This is a genomic window from Vibrio chemaguriensis (assembly GCF_012275705.1).
GTDB lineage: Bacteria > Pseudomonadota > Gammaproteobacteria > Enterobacterales > Vibrionaceae > Vibrio > Vibrio diabolicus.
Genome location: NZ_SHOE01000015.1, coordinates 17,906 through 37,869 on the forward strand (window position 1 = coordinate 17,906; position 19,964 = coordinate 37,869).

Consider the following 19,964-nt stretch of genomic DNA (forward strand, 5'->3'; position numbering starts at 1 on the left):
AACAAAGTTTACACCTGTTTATTTTTTAATCTAAATTATTATTGGAATCGCACATGGATCTCGCCTTCGACCGCCAGCATATCTGGCATCCTTACACTTCGACATTGACACCTCTGACCTGCTACCCAGTGGCATCGGCAAATGGTGTTCACATTAAACTGGAAGACGGTACTGAGCTTGTCGATGGCATGTCTTCTTGGTGGTCGACGATCCACGGCTATAACCATCCGCACTTAAATCAAGCGGCTCACCAGCAAATCGATCAAGTCTCTCACGTGATGTTTGGCGGGATTACCCACCAGCCAGCAATCAGTTTGTGTAAGAAGTTGCTATCCCTAGCGCCAAGTAATCTTGAACATGTATTCCTTGCCGATTCAGGCTCCGTTGCCGTAGAAGTCAGCTTAAAAATGGCACTGCAATATTGGCATGCAAAAGGTAAACGCCGACCGAAGTTTCTTACTTTACGACACGGTTATCACGGTGACACCTTTGCGGCCATGTCGGTAACCGATCCTGATAACTCCATGCACTCTCTCTACAAAGGCTTTCTGCCTGAGCATATCTTTGCGGAGTCACCAACTTGTGGTTATTGGGATGAATGGAAGCCAGAAGACCTTACCGACTTCGAGCACAAGATTGAGACGCACCATAAAGAACTCGCTGCGGTGATCCTTGAGCCTATCGTTCAAGGCGCAGGCGGCATGCGTATCTACCATCCAGAATTTCTCAAAGGCGTGCGTAGACTTTGCGACAAATACGGTTTGTTATTGATTGCAGATGAGATCGCTACCGGTTTTGGACGCACAGGCAAATTGTTTGCCTGCGAACATACAGATATTCAACCAGACATTCTGTGTGTCGGGAAAGCACTCACTGGCGGCTACATGACCCTCTCTGCGACCCTCGCGAGCAAACACGTAGCAGACACTGTTTGTGGTGGTGATGCTGGTTGTTTTATGCACGGTCCAACCTTTATGGGGAATCCACTCGCTTGTGCTGTAGCTACTGCAAGTTTGGAATTGATCGAGCAAGGTGATTGGAAGCAACAAACCCAACAAATTGAAACGCTGTTTTCTGAGTTACTACCAAAACTTGAAGAATACGACTTGGTGAAAAACACCCGTTGGTTGGGTGCTATTGGCGTAGTGGAGACGCATCGCCCTGTGAATATGGAAACCATCCAGGCTCTCTTTGTTGAGCACGGTGTTTGGATTCGTCCATTTGGCAAACTGATTTATATGATGCCGCCGTTCATCAGCAAGCCGGAAGATATTGAAAAGTTAGTGAATGCGATTGATGCTGCGTTACAACGCAAAGACTGCTTCGCTTCATAGTTCAATTCAACATGAAAACGGTTTGAGTATGAGACTCAAACCGTCTCTTTATTTACAAGAAAAGCAAAGCTATCGAAGTTGACTGTCTTTACTCGCGCGTCGATTGAATAATACTTGGCGTTGAGATGTCAATTCGATTGTTGACTGGCATTCGATACACAAACGAACGCCTTTCATTGCAAGACGACGCGCTTCCGGAATCTCATCACCACACTCATCGCAGTAATGGGCGCTCTCACCCTCTGTGATACTGCCACGAACACGGGAAATCTCGTCGTCTATTGTGTTTTGAATTTGTTGGCTGACGCTATCGTCGTTTGCCCACCCTACGGCCATAAGCCCTCCTCGTTACTTGAATGAGAAAATCTACTTACCGCGGTAAGGTGGATGATTATATCGATTACAAATAACAAGATAATTAGGGTAAATTCGAAAACACTATTACGTTTTGGTAATAATTATTCTGTAATCGATTATTCGGCACTCTCATGAAAAAGCAATGCAAGGTTACTCATACTCCCTTCCTCGCATTCAAAATACTGCGTTTGCTCAGGCTCTCTCAAAGTAACACTGAGTACCTTCTCTACCTCATCAAACTCCTCGCTAAAGTACTCACTGACCAATATAACGCGCTCACCAATACTAAATGCCAGTGACTTCTCATCTACCAACGCTCGATGATACTGGTCTAATTTAAAGTCCTTTATAACTAAGGTTCTTTCAATACTGCTCCCCTCTAAGTTAAACTCCGACAGTAGTACCTGACTGTTTATGTTTTCTATTGATATTTCTAGACGGTTAGGATGTGAAGCATCACACTTAAATAGCGCAGTATTAGTGTGGCTGGAAGCACAAGCCGATGAACTAAAAATAAATCCAAGCAAAGAAATGTTACGCAGCATTTTTAATCGAAGCATATTTTTTGTAAGCCTTTTCTAATTTGACGTCGTATTGATTTTTCTGATACTCAGAACCATTGTAGCCACGAGCAAAGGCAGCCCAATTTTTATCTCTTATATGCTCACCTAAGCCAGACTTTTGGATAAACGTAACAAAAGCCTCAAGTTGTTTCTTCTCCGACTCGAATACAGCTTTAACAAAGGATTCAGCGGTAACATGACCAGCTAATTTGAAATTAAAGCCCATAATTTGGAAACGTCCCCAAGATGCGGAGCGGATTGCTGCATTTGAATTCAGTTCAATCGCTTTATTTAAACGTACGTATTCTGAGATACCACCAACGTACAGACTTCGATTCCAATGCCGACTTGAAATACTTGGATGGCTGTTATCGTAGGCTCTTGAAGTAAGTCTCGAAAATATATGAGCCTCAAACAAAATCTTTGGCTTACCATTGCTAAAGTAGGCGTCTCCTCGGCTCTCAACTTCCGCCACAGCTTTATTTAATAGCAGCGACTTCGCATCCAAGAGTTTCAGCTACTTTGCGATAATCCAAGTCCGTCAACGCATCTCTTGAGCCAACCAAGGGTAACGTATATGCCACCGCAGTCCCAGGTGTTCGTTGTAAATACTCGTTTAGCTTACGATGGCTTCTTCCATTCACATCTATCCTTCCATCTGGACGAGCCATCCCAACAAGGTTTTTCTGAAAAGCTTTAATTGCGGCGACAGTCTTGGAGTTTTCCGGTCTAGAGCCTAGTTTCCCATCCACTTTAAGTTCCTTTACTCCCTTTAAAGAACCAAGCAATTGGTTAATAGACCTTTGTACCGTACGAATATCAGCATCCACATTTTTACCACCCAAGCCAACAGAGCCGCTTATTCTTATTGAAGCCATGAAAGTACCTCCTCTTTATATTTTGGAGGAGCTTGTCATGCTCAATGAAGCTTATAAAAATGTCATTAGCAAGCGGTTTTAATAATTTGGGTCAACTATGCATTACCTAATCCAGCATTTACATAACAGTATGTTTTCACTCGACGCAGATAACAAAAAACCCAGCGCTGAGGCTGGGTTTTGGTGTTCTAGTGGCTAATGAATTAACCGATGTGCGTTGCGCCGCCCATGTACTTCTGAAGTACTGCAGGGATTGCAATGCGACCATCTGCTTCTTGGTTGTTTTCTAGGATAGCAACCATGGTACGACCAACTGCTAGACCAGAACCGTTTAGCGTGTGTACAAGCTCAGGTTTCTTCTCGCCTTTACGACGGAAACGCGCTTGCATACGACGAGCTTGGAAGTCCCACATGTTAGAACATGAAGAGATTTCACGGTAAGTTTCTTGAGCTGGAACCCAAACTTCTAGGTCATAAGTTTTACGAGCGCCGAAGCCCATATCACCTGTACAAAGAACCACTTTACGGTAAGGAAGCTCTAGAAGTTGTAGAACTTTCTCAGCGTGACCTGTTAGCTCTTCTAGCGCATTCATTGAATCTTCTGGCTTAGTGATTTGTACTAGCTCAACTTTGTCGAACTGGTGCATACGAATCAGACCACGAGTATCACGACCGTATGAACCCGCTTCTGAACGGAAACACGGCGTGTGAGCTGTCATCTTGATTGGTAGATCCGCTTCGTCAGAAATCGTGTCACGAACTAGGTTCGTTACAGGTACTTCTGCCGTAGGGATTAGAGACAGTTTACGTGGCTCTTCGTCGTTTACTTTTTCCGCTAGAGGCTCTGTGTGGAAAAGGTCTTTACCGAACTTAGGAAGCTGGCCAGTACCGAATAGGCTGTCAGAGTTTACTAGGTAAGGTACGTACATTTCTGTGTAGCCGTGTTCTTCTGTGTGAAGATCTAGCATGAACTGAGCGATTGCACGGTGTAGACGAGCAAATTGGCCTTTCATCACGATGAAACGTGCGCCAGTGATCTTAACTGCGCTTGCGAAGTCTAGACCGCCACCCATTTCACCTAGGTCAACATGGTCTTTCAAATCGAAGTCGTAAGTCTTAGGCTCACCCCAACGAGAGATTTCAACGTTGTCGTTCTCGTCTTTGCCATCTGGCACTTCATCTGCTGGGATATTTGGTACAGAAAGCGTGAATTCGTCTAGTTGAGCCATTACTTGCTCAAGTTCAACTTTCTTCGCATCAAGATCGCTACCTAGAGTACCGATTTGTTTCTTGATCTCTTCTGCGCCTTCTTTGTCGCCAGCCGCCATTTTTTGGCCGATTTGTTTGGAGATGGAGTTACGCGTGGATTGTAAATTTTCTACTTCTACTTGAATGGACTTACGTTGTTCTTCAAGTTTACGAATAGTCTCTACGTCTAGCTTAAAGCCACGACGCGCCAGTTTAGCAGCTGTTTCATCCAGCTCTGTACGAAGTAATTTAGAATCCAGCATTGTTAATCCTATGCTTTTTGTTGTGAAATCACGCGCACTTTCCAAGCGTACGCGTTAAAAAAATTTACTGAACAAATGTATCCAAAAACGCCTACTTTTCATAGCGCTTTTGTTGGCTATTTGCGTCTAATTTAGCCAAGTAATCTAACTTTTCGCCGATTTTGGTTTCTAGACCGCGATTTGTTGGCTGATAATACTTACGATCTGCCATTTCTGGTGGCAAATATTGCTCACCGGCTGCATAGGCACCCGGCTCATCGTGAGCATAACGATACTCTGCCCCATACCCCATGTCTTTCATCAAACTGGTAGGTGCATTTCGAAGGTGATGCGGCACTTCATATTCAGGTAAGTTATGAGCATCTGTGAGCGCTTGTTTCCATGCCACGTACACCGCATTACTTTTTGGCGCGCACGCTAAGTAAACGATCGCCTGTGCAATCGCACGTTCACCTTCTGCCGGACCAACACGGGTAAAGCAATCCCACGCGGAGAGTGCAACTTGCATGGCTCTAGGGTCCGCGTTGCCAACATCCTCCGATGCTATCGCAAGTAATCGGCGAGCGATGTAGAGCGGATCACAACCTGCAGCGATCATACGTGCAGCCCAATACAAAGCGGCGTCTGGATTTGAACCACGAATGGATTTGTGAACTGCAGAGATTAAGTCGTACCAGATATCACCTTTGTTATCGAAGCGAGAGACCTTTTCTCCCGCCACTTCCGCAAGCAACTTAAGCGTGATTTCTTTTTCACCCTGCTCGTTGTCTTCTGCCATATCGTATAGCAGTTCAAGGTAGTTAAGAGACATGCGAGCATCACCGTTCACTAGCTCTGCTAGGCGATCTAGTACGTTATCGGCGAAATGTGCTGGTATATTCCCCAAGCCGCGCTCTTTGTCGTTAATCGCTTGATCAAGCGCCAGCGATATTTCGCTCTGACCAAGAGAAGTCAACTTGTAAACGCGAGCACGCGAGAGTAATGCGTTGTTTAACTCAAACGAAGGGTTCTCTGTGGTCGCACCGATAAACGTAACCGTACCGTCTTCAATATGCGGTAAAAACGCATCTTGCTGTGATTTGTTAAAGCGATGCACCTCATCCACGAATAAGATAGTGCGGCGACCTGCCATTTTGTTCTCACGCGCTTTGTCGATCGCAGCCCGGATCTCTTTAACGCCAGACGTCACCGCAGATACACGCTCAACTTCGGCGTTGGCATAGTTTGCTGCCACTTCCGCTAATGTCGTTTTGCCTGTGCCTGGTGGTCCCCACAAAATCATCGAGTGAATGTGTCCCGCCTCTAGCGCTCGGCGTAGGGGTTTACCCGGACCTAAAATATGCTGCTGTCCAATATACTGTTCGATAGTTTGTGGTCTCATACGAGCAGCAAGGGGACGAAAATCTTCGTCCCCTGAGAAATCTAACGTGTAATTACTCACTACCAATTAATTCCTTTGGTCATCCACTTCCACGCCATCTGGAATTGTGAATGTAAATCTGTCTACCTTTGGTTTACCAAGCTTAACATTACTAAAAGTAAACAGCCCTTTCTGACCATCTTGTTCGATGACGTTAAAGCCTTTCACTACACCTTTTGTATCAATATTAATTTGGAATTGGCCTTGAGTAGAGTCAATTGCCGTTGGAATGAGCGTAAACTCATTACCTTTCTGAGAAATCTTATAGTTATCCCAATCGCTTGCTCTATTGCGAGTTAACAGCACAAATGGTGTTTGCTCGGTCGCTTGCTCTTGCCAGTAAATGCTTACTTGTTCAATGAATGGGCTGTAATACCACAACGTCTTACCGTCAGATACTAAAAGGTTTTCATCAGGGAAAGTCGTACTCCAACGGAACAAACTTGGACGAGCGATTTCAACCGTGCCCTCACCTTCCATTACCGTTTCACCTTCAGGGCTGATCACTTGCTGGGAGAAATCGGCACTGAAACCTTCGTTCATTGCGAGACGTTTATTGAGTTCATCTTTGGGAGATGCTGCATTCGCAGCTGAGAAGAAAGAAACGCTTAAAACTAGCGCTGAGAAAAATTTCGCTGAAAATCGTTTTTTCATTCAGATACCTATCAGAGGGTCAAAGACCTAAAGTTACTCACCTCTGTTGGACTTAGGTGAGTAACACAAGTTCATTAATCTTTTGGTGGCGCAGGAGCCAAAACTTCGCGGTTACCGTTGTGACCCGGTGCACTCACGATACCTTGTGCTTCGAGTTGCTCAACAATACGGGCGGCACGGTTGTAACCGATCTTAAATCGGCGCTGAACACCGGAAACCGAACCTCGACGTGATTGAACCACGTGCTCAACGACTTGATCGAAGAGTGGGTCTACATCTTCATCCGCTTCCATTTGCTCGCCTGGCAATAAGCTTTCTGGACTTTGGTCTCCACTGATGATCTCTTCAATGTAGTTCGGTTTACCACGCGCTTTCCAGTTGTTTACAACAGCATGAACATCATCATCTGATGCAAATGCACCGTGGACACGAGTTGTATGACTTGAGCCCGGCGGTAGATACAACATATCACCCATACCAAGCAGTGATTCTGCACCACCTTGGTCTAGAATCGTACGGGAGTCTGTTTTAGTCGATACCGTAAACGCAACACGAGTTGGAATATTCGCTTTAATCAGACCCGTGATAACATCCACCGATGGACGCTGAGTCGCAAGAATTAAATGAATACCTGCCGCACGCGCCTTTTGTGCCAAGCGTGCAATCAGTTCTTCTACCTTCTTACCCACCACCATCATCAGGTCAGCAAATTCATCGACAACAACAACGATGTACGGCAGTTTTTCTAACAATGGCGGTTCCGTATCCATACTGTCGCCTTCTTGCCAGAATGGATCATGAATTGGGTGACCTGCTTCTGCTGCCATCTTCAACTTCTCGTTAAAGCCTTTCACATTACGAACGCCCAATGCCGACATCAATTTATAACGACGTTCCATCTCACCCACACACCAACGTAGAGCGTTTGATGCGTCTTTCATATCAGTCACAACTTCAGAAAGAAGATGAGGGATACCTTCGTAAATAGAAAGCTCTAGCATTTTCGGGTCAATCATGATGAAGCGTACATCTTCTGGGCCAGCTTTATACAGCATGCTCAAAATCATCACGTTCACACCCACCGACTTACCAGAACCGGTTGTACCTGCTACTAGCACGTGAGGCATCTTCGCGAGATCAGCCACAACAGCTTCGCCCGCAATGTCTTGACCTAACACAACCGTTGTTGGTGACGTTGCTTGCTCAAACTGAGGACTACTGATTACATCAGATAAATAGACCGTCTGACGACTCATGTTTGGCAGTTCCAAACCGATGTAAGGCTTGCCAGGGATTACTTCTACAACACGTACAGCCATTGCAGACAATGCACGCGCTAAGTCAGTTGAAAGACCAGAAATACGGCTTACCTTTACCCCCGGCGCCAAATCAAGCTCGAAGCGAGTGATCACTGGACCAGGATAAATCCCCACCACGTCGGCTTTGATTTTGTAGTCCGCTAGCTTGCTCTCAACCAATCGAGCGACCTGCTCTAGCGCATCACGGTCGATAAAGTTTTCGCGTTTTTCTGGATGGTAAAGCAACTCGAGCGTTGGAAGTGGCTCTTCCGGAACAGGCAGGTTTTCTTCTTTCTGTACCAAAAATGGGTTCTGTGTCGCTGCTACTTTGGCTTGCGCACTAGAAACCATGTCTTGGAATGCCGCTACATCTTCGTCACCGTCTTGAACCTCTTCAACCTCCGCTTTTTGAAGTGCAGGTTCAAATGTTGTTGAAGGTGTTGCCACTTGCTGATGAGGTGTTGCTGGAGCTGGCTGTACTTGTTGTACAGACTGTGACTCCACTTCGTCTTCATCGTCTAACACGTCAAAATCAGAGATCGTAGGTTCAATGTGTTGACTCGATTCTGTTTGCTCCGTGATGCTATCTAGCGCAGCGGAATCAATTACAGGCTCTTCATGCACAGGATGCTCAAGACTTGGCTGCTGTACTTGCTCTGCTTCAAATTGTTCGTACTCCGCATAATCTGGTTCAACACTGATCGGTTCTTCTGTAGCTGTATGTTGCTCTACATAGGAAGAGTAAGTGTCTGCAAATGATGGGGCTACCTGTTCTTCAGTTCCCCAGTCATCTGCTTGTTGCGCTGCAGCTTCAAGCTCTTCTATCGTAACATTCAGCTGCTTGGTACGCTCCAGAAGCGGATCAACGTTATCAGTATTCACCGCATGGACAGATTGCGTTTGGTGCTCAGGTTGAGCATAAACTGGCGCAGCATTAACCGTAGCCTTGTGTTGTGGTGGCGTCGGTTCCACCATCATTTGTTCCGCTGGCTTCTCAGGTTTAGCTTGCGGCATATAAATAGGATACTCATGCGCAGGCGCCGATTCTTTCGGCTCATCGACATCGAACGCCGTTAAATGAGGAAGCGGTTCATCATCAATGTCATGGTCTACGTTATGTATAGGCGTAGAGACTTTATCTTCCACGAACTCATCTAGCTGAGGTTCTAAAACTTCTTGCTCAGAGCCTCTTATCTTATTTGCAAGCGCCGCAATTAGCGCTAATGCACGATCTCCAAGCCACTCAACGATGTTAAGCCATGAGATGCCAGTAAAGAGAGTAAAACCCGCTCCCCATAAGAACAGCAGTACCAATGTCGTGCCAAGTACATTCAATGTAGGTAAAGCTAGGCTAGACAACACGTCCCCGACGACACCACCGGACGAGAAATACCAAATATCATCAAAATTAATATCGGCTAGACCACAGCTAGTCATTATAAGGACGACAAGGCCGAGTAACCTCGTACCCCATAACATGAAATCAATTGGCTCATCTTCTCCTCGTTTACGGCAAATCACCCATGCAGCCGCAGCTAGCAAGAAAGGGATGGGATAAGCGAGAGAGCCAAATGTGAAGAATAGTGTGTCCGCAAGCCAAGCGCCGAAAAGGCCACCAGCATTATCGATCTCCCCTCCCCATGCGGTTTGGGACCAGGAAGGATCGGCCGGACTGAAGGTAAATAGTGCAACCGCAAGCAATACCGAGCTAAGAACGCCAACGATAAAGCAGCACTCTTTTAAGCGTTGGAAGCCATTTAAGCGTGAAGACTGGGGCTCTTCACTGGTTTTGATAATGGTTTCGACTTTCTTTGCGTTCTCTTTGAACATAAATCAACTTGAATATGGAAATGAAATAGGAATTTGCAAAACATTCCGAGCGGCATCAAGCCGCTCGGTAAATTGATTTAACCATATCAAAGAGAAAAACCCAATTACTCTCTGGCGAAAGCGGAAGCATATACCGCTTTCTTTGCAAGAAATTAACGAGTTTTGATCACAAGCTGGTTAGATTGTTTCACTTCTTCCATTACAACGTATGTGCGAGTGTCATTTACGCCAGGTAGACGTAGTAACGTATCGCCCAATAGTCGGCGGTAAGCACCCATATCTGATACACGGGTTTTAAGAAGATAGTCAAAGTCACCTGATACAAGATGACACTCTTGTATGTCGTCTAGCTTTTGAACAGCTGAGTTAAACTGCTCAAATACATCCGGCGCACCACGGTTTAGTGTAATCTCAACGAATACTAATAGTGACGCATCCAGGAACTGCGGATTCAATAATGCAGTGTATCCTGTGATGTAACCCTGACGCTCTAAGCGACGTACACGCTCCAAACATGGCGTTGGAGAAAGTCCCACACGTTTTGAAAGCTCAACGTTTGAAATACGACCGTCTTTCTGCAGTTCATTAAGAATGTTGCGGTCGATACGGTCTAGTTCCTTGGACGGCTTTTTATAGTTGTCTGCCATTTTTTATTCCACCTTATTACTTCCTTGCAAAAAAATATACTACAACTTTTTAATATTTGGTGCCAAATTTTACAAATCTATAACTATACTAGTTATTAATTCGACAATAACACCCTACAAACAGTTAATACAACCATTATAGAAAGAGGATACAGGATGATCATTGGCGTACCTAAGGAAATCAAGAACCACGAATATCGTGTTGGTATGATCCCAGCAAGCGTGAGAGAACTCATCTCACATGGTCACCAAGTTTTAGTTGAGACCAATGCAGGTGCCGGCATTGGTTTTTCAGACGATGATTACATCGCTGTCGGCGCATCCATTCTCCCTCATGCTGCAGACGTATTCGCGCAAGCAGACATGATTGTAAAAGTAAAAGAACCCCAAGCAGTAGAGAGAGCAATGCTCCGCGAAGGGCAAATTTTATTTACTTATTTACACCTAGCACCAGATTTTCCACAAACTGATGAGCTAATCAAGAGCAAAGCTGTCTGTATAGCCTATGAGACTGTAACGGATAATATGGGTCGTTTGCCACTGTTAGCACCAATGTCAGAAGTGGCAGGTCGGATGTCTATCCAAGCTGGCGCGCAAACATTGGAAAAATCACACGGCGGTCGTGGTCTGCTCCTAGGCGGCGTACCTGGTGTTGAGCCAGCGAAAGTCGTCATCGTTGGTGGTGGTGTTGTTGGTGCAAACGCAGCTCGTATGGCTGTTGGTCTTCGCGCTGACGTAACCATTCTAGACCGCAACGTAGATACACTTCGTAAGCTTGACGAAGAATTCCAAGGTCGCGCTAAAGTGGTTTATTCTACTGAAGACGCTATCGAGAAGCATGTTCTAGAAGCTGACCTTGTTATCGGTGCAGTTCTAATTCCTGGAGCAGCAGCGCCTAAGCTGGTAACAAAAGAGCACATTGCTAAGATGAAACCTGGTGCGGCAGTGGTTGACGTGGCTATTGACCAAGGTGGCTGTTTCGAGACATCTCACGCAACAACCCACGCAGATCCAACTTACATCGTGGATGAAGTGGTTCACTACTGCGTAGCAAATATGCCTGGTGCGGTTGCACGTACTTCAACTTTCGCATTGAACAATGCAACACTCCCTTACATTGTGAAACTCGCAAACAAAGGCTACCGTGAGGCACTTCTAGAAGACAAAGGCTTCCTTGAAGGTCTAAACGTTATTCACGGAAAAGTAACATGTAAAGAAGTAGCAGAAAGCTTTGACTTGGAATACGTTGAACCAACTCAAGCTATCGCTATGTTCAATTAATGACAAAATAAAACCAATTTGTCACGTTTTGTTTACAAAAGCCCACGCATAAGTGGGCTTTTCATATAGAGCGTTTAGCTATAAAAAATAACTAATTCTTATATGCGCAAATTAAAATATTTCTAGGTGTAACTGATTTAGGGCAAAACTCTGACAATCTAACACGATAACCACGTTCTTCAAGATAAAGTGCTTTGTCCAATGCGAGCCAGATCTCCAATGGACGTTGAAAAACCAGTTGCACTAAGCTCATTCTCTCCATTTGCCAGAAGCGTTGTTCGCTTAACTTTTCAAAATGATCGAAATCGATTTCTTGAGAAAGAACGATACCTTTCTGCTCCGCCGCCCAGCGACACAAAGATTCAAAGCCTTCACTTAATTGCGACTTCCGAATACTGGGGACAGGTTGGTACTCTGCCATGCCTAACGCTCGTCGAGTAATCAAATCGAAGCCAAGACGAAACACCATTTCCTGCTGACGATGGCGACGTACACGCTCTCCCCCTGTCACCGTTTGCTGTAACGGGATACGCAGTTCTTGCTTAGACAATGAGAGAGAAGAAGCCCTCCCCGGTTTCGACATCGGCTGGTATTGTTCCGACTGAATCAAGTGATAACAACAAGGTGAGATGGTCATCGCAGCAATCCCATTCTCACTGCCGTACTGCATTAGACGAACATGGAGGTCACCACACGCATGCAGTGCTACCGCGTGTTGCGTCGGTTTAAACACCGCTCTCGCTTTGCTATCGAACGCATCGCCTTGAATAAACGTCATCTTCCAATGGTGTTCATTCGCCGCTTGTTGCCCTGAATCACACAGTGCTTGTTGATATTCGAAACTGGTCACAGGCTGATCGGTTTGTGTTGCCAGGATTCGTCCTAAATAACCTTTCCCTGAACACCACTCTAACCATTCTTCGCCACAGTGTTGTTGAATTGCAGCTTCACCCATCGAGCTGATTTGCTCCAGCTTACGTCCGGGAATGCCGTTGTCTAAGCCACGAGCGAGTGCCAAACCATTTAAGGTTAAAGACTCTAAACGCGTGTGATAAGCGAGTTGTTCGAGTTGAGGCACGAACGCGCTTATCGCTTTTAAGGCGAGTTCAGGTTCCGCTTTATACTCTTCGATTTGAGAGGGAGAAAGAGACACTAACCACTGGCACAACTGAGGGTGTTGCTCTTGCCAAGGTAATGAGATGTGGATGCTACTTTTAAATGGTTCAAACCGCCATAGCGATTCGTTTTCCAATAAGCAGTCATTAATAAATTGAAATTGCGTTTTCATAGCTCCCCCTACAACGAGCGCATTGTAGAGGGAATCGAAACATCAATGAAGTGTTATCTCACCGGGAGCTCGATGTCCTTAAACATCTCTTCGATTTCTGCATTAGATTTCAAAGAAATCGCCTGCTCTACCACTGGGCGAGTTAAATGTGGAGCAAAGCGTTCCATAAAATCAAACATGTATGAGCGCAGGAATGTGCCGCGGCGGAAGCCAATACTTGTCGTACTAGCCCCGAATAAATGGCTCGCATCTATTGCGACTAAATCGCTGTCCTGCTCTTCATCCACAGCCATGCTAGCAATTACGCCGACACCAATACCCATGCGAACATACGTTTTAATAACGTCCGCATCAGTTGCAGTGAACACCACTCTCGGGGTTAAACCTTCACGATTAAATGCGGTATCTAACTCTGAACGGCCCGTAAAACCAAACACATAAGTGACCAATGGATAAGCGGCAAGATCGCTGATCGTCACTTTGTCTTTCTTCGCTAATGGATGATCTTTGGGCACGACAATTGAACGGTTCCAGTGATAACAAGGCAGCATGATGGCATCTTGATATAAGTGAAGCGCTTCTGTCGCAATCGCAAAGTTCGCCGTACCTTTGGCAATCGCCTCAGACATTTGTGACGGCGTACCTTGATGCATGTGTAATGACACTTTTGGGTAGCGAGAAGTGAAACCTTTGATGACATCCGGCAAAGCATAACGCGCTTGCGTATGTGTCGTGGTGATATTCAGCGTCCCCATTTCTGGGTGGGTGTGCTCCCCTGCTACAGCTTTGATACTTTCTACACGAGCGAGAATTTCTTGAGAGATACGTACAATTTCTTCACCAGCAGGTGTCACCTGTGTTAAGTGCTTACCGCTACGTTCAAAAATCTGAATGCCTAACTCATCTTCCAGCAACCGAACCTGCTTACTGATACCTGGCTGAGAGGTATACAAGCTTTCTGCCGTCGCGGATACATTCAGATTATGGTTTACAACCTCAACAATATACTTCAGCTGCTGCAGTTTCATCGTAATCCCTTACTTGTTCATGAGATAATTTATTGGCCACTCGGACGAGCGATATAATAATTAGTTATAACGCGTTCAAATCGAAATGAACAGTAATTTCTAACTTATACCTCAATCACATACTGATAATCCTCAACATAGAAACAATATGCACAAAGTTGAGCCAATAAATGACTGAATTTCTATGATGTGACTTCTATCAGTAGCTAAAACGTGGGAGAGACAAAATAATCAAACAAATAGGGTGCCGAGTAAGATAAGATTCATGTATTCTTTAATGCTAGCCGTAGAAAAGTAAAGCAGACGCAAAGATATGAATATTGGTTTAATAATCGCTTTGGTAGCCATCCTACTGGTGTTGATCCTAGGCTATAACATTATGTTGCAGTATAAGGTCAAGGTAGAGACTGCGAAAAGACAGGAGTCCGCACGCTATGTTGCCTTGATTGATGGCACTGAAGAGTTGATTGGTCATGCGCACCATATCCCTTTTAGCAAGGAGCTGTTGCTATGTCTAAACAATCGTATTCTTGACGCGCTAGAAAGCATGCATGAGCTTGACCCGAAGAATAAGCAGCTTGCTCAACGTATCGAAAACATGAAGCAACAGATTGATCAACTGAAAGAGAATGGTCCCACTGGCGAGAGTACCACGTTCAAAATGCCAAGCAGTGATAAACAAGCCATCGTCATGCTTAAGTTGGTGAAGCGCCTTCGCGATACTATCCGTAACGAACACAATAAAGGCCGTATCGACACCCAGACTTATGTCGCTGAAAATGCGCGTTTAGAAACGATGCAGATTCGTATCAACATCGAAAACGTCATCAAAAGAGCAAACGACTCTATTGCTCGAGGTCAACCTGGCACAGCACTTCAACTGCTACGCAAAGGTATCGATGCATTGAGTACAAAGAGCGATCCCTACTCTATTCAAGCGAAACAGAAGCTTGAAGACATGCTGGGCGACCTAGATAAAAAACGCCAAGATAAAAGTGATGCCGAAATGCAGCAGATCGCCGATAAAGAGCGCGACAATGACATGGAAGCACTCTTCGGCGAGAAGAAAAAGTGGTAACATTCACTTAAGGTCAATAAAGGCTGCAATCGCAGCCTTTTTTCTATCCGCAAGACAACGGATATGCCCAATAAAAATGTGAAGTACTAAAACTAAAATGATGAATCTAGACGCCTATCAAGATCTTCTTGCTCCCATTAACCAATTTCTGCAATGCAGTACACCTGATGAATGGGTAGAGGAAGCAAAGAAACCAGAGAACCTTCAAACCATTTTGTTAGACCACCTACTGTGCGAGCTAAAGGCATAGGTGTGCATATTACCTTTTATGCACGTCAGACTTCAGTAATCATAAACTTTACCTCAACATTAAAATGCCCAACGACAAACTGGGCATTCTTTATACTACTTATACTTAGAGCTGATACTTTTGCTCACGCTTTCTGAATGCTTCATTACCACCTTCCAACACTTCACAAATATGCTCTCTTATTCCTTGAGAATATAAGAACACATCACATTTAGTATTTTTAGGTTTAGAGTGTTCAATCCCACCGCTAACATATTGAAACTTCATTCCAGATTCATTTTGTAGTTTGACATCATTTTGGTTTGCTACTATGACCTGTTCTGCATCTGCACTTACTACTACATTCGGATTATGTGTAACCAGAATAATTTGTCTATCTTTTTTCTTTAACTTGAGATATTTAACCAACTCATTGTAAATTGCTCGATTGTCAAGACTATCTTCTGGTTGGTCAATTAGAACAGGACAAATTTTATCACTAAACTCTAAGAGGAGTTTTAGCACTACAAACGCTTGTTTTCCTTGAGACATATTCTCAAAACTGTCATTTTGATACGTCAATTCATAATCTTGTTTATAGGTATTTGTACTAAGAACCTGCGTCAATGTAGACTGCGGAGTATGGCTACCTTTGCATTGAAGTTGATTACTCATTGCAATGGAAATGAGTGAACGGACTGTTTCTTTTGGATCTTCTGGATATTGAGAACAAAAATCAGCTACTAATTGCTTTTGATCATTACTTCTTTGAATCAACTGTTCTGATAAAATATTACTAATTATTTCATTATCAAAAGAACAAGTAACTGTAACGTCCAAGTCACCACCGCTAAATTTAAGTTGTTCACTTAATTTATTTGACTGTTCTTTATACTCTTCATGCGATTCAGCCAGTTGTTCTGAAAGAGAAGCTTGCGCTTTATTTAGCTTGCTCAATTCTTCTTCTTTTTGTTCAATTTCAGTTAGTTTTTTCCTTTCCACATTCAAAGAATTTGTTAAATGTTGGGCTGCGATATCATTTTGTAACAGCTCTTGCCCTTTAATATAAATAGGCTTTGTTTCATTCTGTTCTTTTTGCAAAGTAAGATCTTTAACTCTATCAGATAGAACCACTTCTCTCTCTGCAATAAATGCAAGCCAACTCTTCTCAAAATCCATTTTCAACTGATTGTACTTATCAGAGAACAACTTTCCTAATTTGGGTTCAGAGATTTTGTCTTCAATATCTGTATCTTTAAAAAAGTTTTGCTTTGTTAGCTCTGTAAGTTCAGTAGAAATCTTATCAAGTCGCGTTAGTTTCTCATTGATCGATCTTAGTTCAGTTTGAACCTGTTCATACTCAGCTTTCTCATCGGCACTAAAATCTCCACTGAGTGCTGCCAATTCTCCTTCCAATTTACGGATTTCACCCTCAACAACAACCTTATCACCAAATGTAGAAAGTTCCTCTTCCTTCTTAGTGATAGCGTCTTTTGTAGCGAAAAGACTTGAAATTAGAGTCTCTTGTTTAGACTTCTGAGATGAAACAAATCCAGAATATCTATCCAAAATAGCTTTTTCGTCTTTCTTCTTTATAATTCCTGAGATAAGTTTGTTCCGTTTAGTGTCATCACTTGCCAGTGTGTACATAAAACTTTGAGGGAAGTAGTCAACATCTCTATCTACATCATTATTTCCGTCTTTCCAGTTCACCTTGACGGAGGATGCAATTGATGAAATATAGTTGTGATACCGTTCATTATCTGTTGAAAACTTCCCTAACTTATAAGCTATCGAAGCCAATAAAGACGATTTGCCAGTAGAACGACCACCAATAATTGTGTTCAGATTTTCATTAAGTTCTATTTTGCCTTCCCACAAACCACTATTCGATAATTCAAGTGAATCGATAACCTGATATGTAGGTTTTTGATCAGGCTTAGTCACTTCAAGACAAATACGTTCTTCTGGTTCATAAACAACTTGTTTTAGTCCTTCAAACGTAGGAGCCGATTTAATCCAACTGAATTTTGTACCAATCTTTTCTAAGCTGTGTGCATCACTACTTTGGAATAGTGGGCGACGGTTCTTAAGCCAAAACTCTCTATCTTCTTCTAAGTTACTTACCTTATCCGTTGAATGTAGCAAGAAATCTGACTTGGCATATACAGTCTCAAAATTACTGCTTGAACGAGCATTGCCGTGTCCACGAGAGAGAAAGCCAATAAAAAATCTACCCTTCAACCCTAACGCTTCGTCATTCAAAATTTCATGTAGATGAGAAAATTCAACAGTTGCCGATTGAAGATCTTGGGGTTTAAGTCCATGAGCCATCTTCTTTGCTGCACCAACATTCAAGCTTAACTTGACTAACAGATTCTGTATTTCTTCCTTAGACACATCATCACTGAAGATCACATGTATATCGCAGCATTTCTCATCGGTATTCGTGTATGAACTTCTCAATTCAAGGTTTAAGAAAGTAGTTATACCTTCTGATTCGAGCTTGCTCTTCAAAGTGAATTCTTCATCTTTGAAAAAGTAGTAATTTGTCAAAGCCACTGCCGAAATCTCTTCGGCTTTTAGTTTAGAGATAAATTGCTCATCTGTTGCGGTATACGGGTTAAGGTTCGTATAGGGCGTATGTAGGTGCAGATCCCACTTCCTCCAATCAGAACCTTTAGGGAAATTATTATACGTATTATCTTTCATTCTTTTTCTAACCTAATCTTCTGACTTTATTGATAAGTTACGCACCAAATGGTGTTTCGTTAAGGTTTCTATTCTAACAGAATCGAACTCAAAAATTCTGATGTGGTATCATCGTCAGCAAGAATTTCTGCCATTAATACAATATGTACGATCACAAATTATTAGAACCAATAAATAGCTTCCTCAAATGCTCAACCCCTGACTCTTGGATTGAAGAGGCTCGTAAGCCAGAAAACCTATCCGTGATTTTACGAGATCATTTACTATGCGAATTGAAAGCTTCGCAGAGTGCCGTTTTCCTTCTCAAACGCTATGTCTTAACCGATGAAGGTAAAGGGCAAATTACTCAATTGGTTGAGCCTTATGAGCACTTTGCTTACAAAGGTATTGGCAGCCTTGAAACACTCAAAGGTAAAAGCAATATTTCTAAATCAATCAAACCCAAAGATGGCTGTGCCTACGGGCAGGATATGATTGATAAGATGGTTCTCTTGATTCGAGAAGAGCTACACCACTTCTACCAAGTGTTAGAAATCATCGAAGAGCAAGGTTTAGAGTATCGTCCTATTACAGCAAGTCGTTACGCCAAAGGAATGATTAAGCATATCCGAACTTTTGAACCAGCAGCTCTTATCGACAAGCTGATTATTGGTGCATTTATTGAAGCTCGTTCTTGTGAACGATTTGCCAAGCTTGCACCTTTCCTTGATGAGCCAATTCAAAAATTCTACATCTCATTGCTACGCTCAGAAGCACGACACTACCAAGACTACCTGGAACTCGCAGAGCAGATTGCTGGTGAAGATATTTCCGAACGTATTGAACTCTTCGCTAATGTTGAAGCTGAATTAATTACCTCTGACGATTCAGAGTTTCGCTTCCACTCTGGAGCACCGAAACTGGTTGCCGCTTAGTTCAAAAAGTCAACAAAAAGATAAGCTATATGCACGGTATTTTGTCGGAAGGCTGAGGTGTGCATATTGCTTTTTCACCTAAACTTGACTTTTTCTAAATCTTTCCATCTTTATGTTTTAAATGAAAAATACAGGTTCAATTCAGTAAAATTCGACATCTTTCGGCTATTTTTCGATGATTTCAATATTCCCACGACTTGTGCGAACTAAAAGCTGGCCAATCTGCCATGTTTTTAATTCGTAAGTATGCCGTTGACCAATCCAGTTCACATGCTCTGCTTGACTGGTTTAAACCCTATGAAGATTTTGCTTATCGCAATGTAGGCTCACTAGAAACTTTAAAAGGTAAGAGCAATATTTCCAAAGCGATCATGGCTAAGTCAAACTCACCGTACAGCCAAGATTTGATCGATAAAATGGTGCTTTTGATTAAAGAGGAGTTACACCACTTTTATCAAGTTTTAGAGATCATGGAAAGTCGTGGAATTGAGTATAAAAATATTCCAGCAAGTCGCTATGCTAAAGGGCTCATTTCGCATATGAAGACTCATGAACCGGAAACGCTGATCGATAAACTCATCATTGGTGCCTACATAGAAGCCCGATCTTGTGAGCGTTTTGCCAAACTAGCACCACATATGGATGACGATATCGCAAAATTCTACGTTTCTTTATTGCGCTCAGAAGCACGCCACTATCAAGATTATCTTGTATTGGCAGAGCAAATCGCGGGCAAAGACATCAGCGAACGCATAGCCTATTTTGGCCGAGTTGAGGCGGATTTAATTTCTACGCCAGATACAGATTTTAAGTTCCATAGTGGTATTCCAGCCTAGCGAGCATATTCTCCCAAGATTGAGCATGCTCTGAACTTATTTATATAGACAGAGAATAAATAAGCCGGACATTTCGTCCGGCTTATTTTTTGTAGCAATGAGGTTA

16 protein-coding genes and 2 pseudogenes are annotated in these 19,964 nt (G+C 43.4%); 6 read left to right on the top strand and 12 right to left on the bottom strand.

The genetic code is table 11. From position 1 onward, the window contains the following. Positions 1–53 precede the first annotated feature (53 nt). On the top strand, positions 54–1,334 hold the full coding sequence (gene bioA / locus EX191_RS14835) for an adenosylmethionine--8-amino-7-oxononanoate transaminase (protein ID WP_193447973.1): 1,281 nt from the start codon (positions 54–56) through the stop codon (positions 1,332–1,334). Between the two features lie 69 nt (positions 1,335–1,403). On the opposite strand, the gene EX191_RS14840 is transcribed toward bioA, so the two are convergent. The 9 genes from EX191_RS14840 to lrp form a co-directional block, all read right to left on the bottom strand. Continuing rightward, positions 1,404–1,670, bottom strand: coding sequence for a DksA/TraR family C4-type zinc finger protein (locus EX191_RS14840; protein ID WP_109168498.1), 267 nt, complete (start codon positions 1,668–1,670; stop codon positions 1,404–1,406). Between the two features lie 137 nt (positions 1,671–1,807). After that, positions 1,808–2,251, bottom strand: a complete 444-nt coding sequence (locus EX191_RS14845) for a hypothetical protein (RefSeq protein ID WP_243238735.1) — start codon at positions 2,249–2,251, stop codon at positions 1,808–1,810. Then, a complete protein-coding gene (locus EX191_RS22940; protein ID WP_243238737.1) occupies positions 2,226–2,762 on the bottom strand; it encodes an N-acetylmuramidase family protein in 537 nt (178 codons plus the stop codon). The genes EX191_RS14845 and EX191_RS22940 overlap by 26 nt, the downstream gene beginning before the upstream one ends. Then, positions 2,734–3,132: a peptidoglycan-binding domain-containing protein gene (locus tag EX191_RS22945; RefSeq protein WP_243238739.1), complete on the bottom strand. Its 399-nt coding sequence runs from the start codon at positions 3,130–3,132 to the stop codon at positions 2,734–2,736. The genes EX191_RS22940 and EX191_RS22945 overlap by 29 nt, the downstream gene beginning before the upstream one ends. Positions 3,133–3,335: 203 nt before the next feature. After that, positions 3,336–4,643 carry a serine--tRNA ligase gene (gene serS / locus EX191_RS14855; RefSeq protein WP_006743060.1) on the bottom strand — a complete coding sequence of 436 codons (1,308 nt, stop codon included), beginning with the start codon at positions 4,641–4,643 and terminating at the stop codon, positions 3,336–3,338. A gap of 91 nt (positions 4,644–4,734) precedes the next feature. Then, complete coding sequence (locus EX191_RS14860; protein ID WP_195806513.1) at positions 4,735–6,090, bottom strand: replication-associated recombination protein A; 1,356 nt, start codon at positions 6,088–6,090, stop codon at positions 4,735–4,737. Beyond that, the gene (gene lolA, locus EX191_RS14865) at positions 6,091–6,717 is read right to left on the bottom strand and encodes an outer membrane lipoprotein periplasmic chaperone LolA (protein ID WP_047008580.1); all 627 of its coding nucleotides are present in this window, start codon (positions 6,715–6,717) and stop codon (positions 6,091–6,093) included. 74 nt (positions 6,718–6,791) lie between these two features. Next, complete coding sequence (locus tag EX191_RS14870; protein ID WP_193447975.1) at positions 6,792–9,845, bottom strand: DNA translocase FtsK 4TM domain-containing protein; 3,054 nt, start codon at positions 9,843–9,845, stop codon at positions 6,792–6,794. Between the two features lie 152 nt (positions 9,846–9,997). Beyond that, complete coding sequence (lrp, locus tag EX191_RS14875; RefSeq protein WP_005378234.1) at positions 9,998–10,492, bottom strand: leucine-responsive transcriptional regulator Lrp; 495 nt, start codon at positions 10,490–10,492, stop codon at positions 9,998–10,000. 156 nt (positions 10,493–10,648) lie between these two features. On the opposite strand from lrp, the gene ald reads away from it, so the two are divergent. Next, positions 10,649–11,773, top strand: coding sequence for an alanine dehydrogenase (gene ald, locus EX191_RS14880; protein ID WP_005378241.1), 1,125 nt, complete (start codon positions 10,649–10,651; stop codon positions 11,771–11,773). Between the two features lie 91 nt (positions 11,774–11,864). On the opposite strand, the gene EX191_RS14885 is transcribed toward ald, so the two are convergent. Beyond that, positions 11,865–13,061, bottom strand: coding sequence for a methyltransferase (locus EX191_RS14885; RefSeq protein WP_193447976.1), 1,197 nt, complete (start codon positions 13,059–13,061; stop codon positions 11,865–11,867). A gap of 53 nt (positions 13,062–13,114) precedes the next feature. Continuing rightward, on the bottom strand, positions 13,115–14,089 hold the full coding sequence (gene cysB / locus EX191_RS14890) for an HTH-type transcriptional regulator CysB (RefSeq protein WP_006742885.1): 975 nt from the start codon (positions 14,087–14,089) through the stop codon (positions 13,115–13,117). A gap of 313 nt (positions 14,090–14,402) precedes the next feature. On the opposite strand from cysB, the gene EX191_RS14895 reads away from it, so the two are divergent. Both EX191_RS14895 and miaE (EX191_RS14900) read left to right on the top strand, forming a co-directional pair. Continuing rightward, positions 14,403–15,167, top strand: a complete 765-nt coding sequence (locus EX191_RS14895) for a hypothetical protein (protein WP_005390808.1) — start codon at positions 14,403–14,405, stop codon at positions 15,165–15,167. Between the two features lie 97 nt (positions 15,168–15,264). After that, positions 15,265–15,414, top strand: a pseudogene (miaE, locus tag EX191_RS14900) (tRNA isopentenyl-2-thiomethyl-A-37 hydroxylase MiaE); the annotation flags it as partial. A gap of 108 nt (positions 15,415–15,522) precedes the next feature. Here the strand turns inward: miaE (EX191_RS14900) and EX191_RS14905 are convergent. Next, on the bottom strand, positions 15,523–18,108 hold the full coding sequence (locus tag EX191_RS14905) for a TrlF family AAA-like ATPase (protein ID WP_193447977.1): 2,586 nt from the start codon (positions 18,106–18,108) through the stop codon (positions 15,523–15,525). 143 nt (positions 18,109–18,251) lie between these two features. Between EX191_RS14905 and miaE (EX191_RS14910) the strand changes: the two genes are divergently transcribed. Then, positions 18,252–19,022, top strand: coding sequence for a tRNA isopentenyl-2-thiomethyl-A-37 hydroxylase MiaE (miaE, locus tag EX191_RS14910; RefSeq protein WP_193447978.1), 771 nt, complete (start codon positions 18,252–18,254; stop codon positions 19,020–19,022). Between the two features lie 191 nt (positions 19,023–19,213). Then, a pseudogene (gene miaE / locus EX191_RS14915) lies at positions 19,214–19,858 on the top strand (tRNA isopentenyl-2-thiomethyl-A-37 hydroxylase MiaE); the annotation flags it as partial. Positions 19,859–19,964 lie beyond the last annotated feature (106 nt).

What these genes read in the sequence shown, in the direction of transcription:
- bioA (WP_193447973.1), top strand. Translation starts at nt 54, where the DNA reads ATGGATCTCGCCTTCGACCGCCAGCATATCTGGCATCCTTACACTTCG.
- EX191_RS14840 (WP_109168498.1), bottom strand. Translation starts at nt 1,670, where the DNA reads ATGGCCGTAGGGTGGGCAAACGACGATAGCGTCAGCCAACAAATTCAA.
- EX191_RS14845 (WP_243238735.1), bottom strand. Translation starts at nt 2,251, where the DNA reads ATGCTTCGATTAAAAATGCTGCGTAACATTTCTTTGCTTGGATTTATT.
- EX191_RS22945 (WP_243238739.1), bottom strand. Translation starts at nt 3,132, where the DNA reads ATGGCTTCAATAAGAATAAGCGGCTCTGTTGGCTTGGGTGGTAAAAAT.
- serS (WP_006743060.1), bottom strand. Translation starts at nt 4,643, where the DNA reads ATGCTGGATTCTAAATTACTTCGTACAGAGCTGGATGAAACAGCTGCT.
- lolA (WP_047008580.1), bottom strand. Translation starts at nt 6,717, where the DNA reads ATGAAAAAACGATTTTCAGCGAAATTTTTCTCAGCGCTAGTTTTAAGC.
- EX191_RS14870 (WP_193447975.1), bottom strand. Translation starts at nt 9,845, where the DNA reads ATGTTCAAAGAGAACGCAAAGAAAGTCGAAACCATTATCAAAACCAGT.
- lrp (WP_005378234.1), bottom strand. Translation starts at nt 10,492, where the DNA reads ATGGCAGACAACTATAAAAAGCCGTCCAAGGAACTAGACCGTATCGAC.
- ald (WP_005378241.1), top strand. Translation starts at nt 10,649, where the DNA reads ATGATCATTGGCGTACCTAAGGAAATCAAGAACCACGAATATCGTGTT.
- EX191_RS14885 (WP_193447976.1), bottom strand. Translation starts at nt 13,061, where the DNA reads ATGAAAACGCAATTTCAATTTATTAATGACTGCTTATTGGAAAACGAA.
- cysB (WP_006742885.1), bottom strand. Translation starts at nt 14,089, where the DNA reads ATGAAACTGCAGCAGCTGAAGTATATTGTTGAGGTTGTAAACCATAAT.
- EX191_RS14895 (WP_005390808.1), top strand. Translation starts at nt 14,403, where the DNA reads ATGAATATTGGTTTAATAATCGCTTTGGTAGCCATCCTACTGGTGTTG.
- EX191_RS14905 (WP_193447977.1), bottom strand. Translation starts at nt 18,108, where the DNA reads ATGAAAGATAATACGTATAATAATTTCCCTAAAGGTTCTGATTGGAGG.
- miaE (WP_193447978.1), top strand. Translation starts at nt 18,252, where the DNA reads ATGTACGATCACAAATTATTAGAACCAATAAATAGCTTCCTCAAATGC.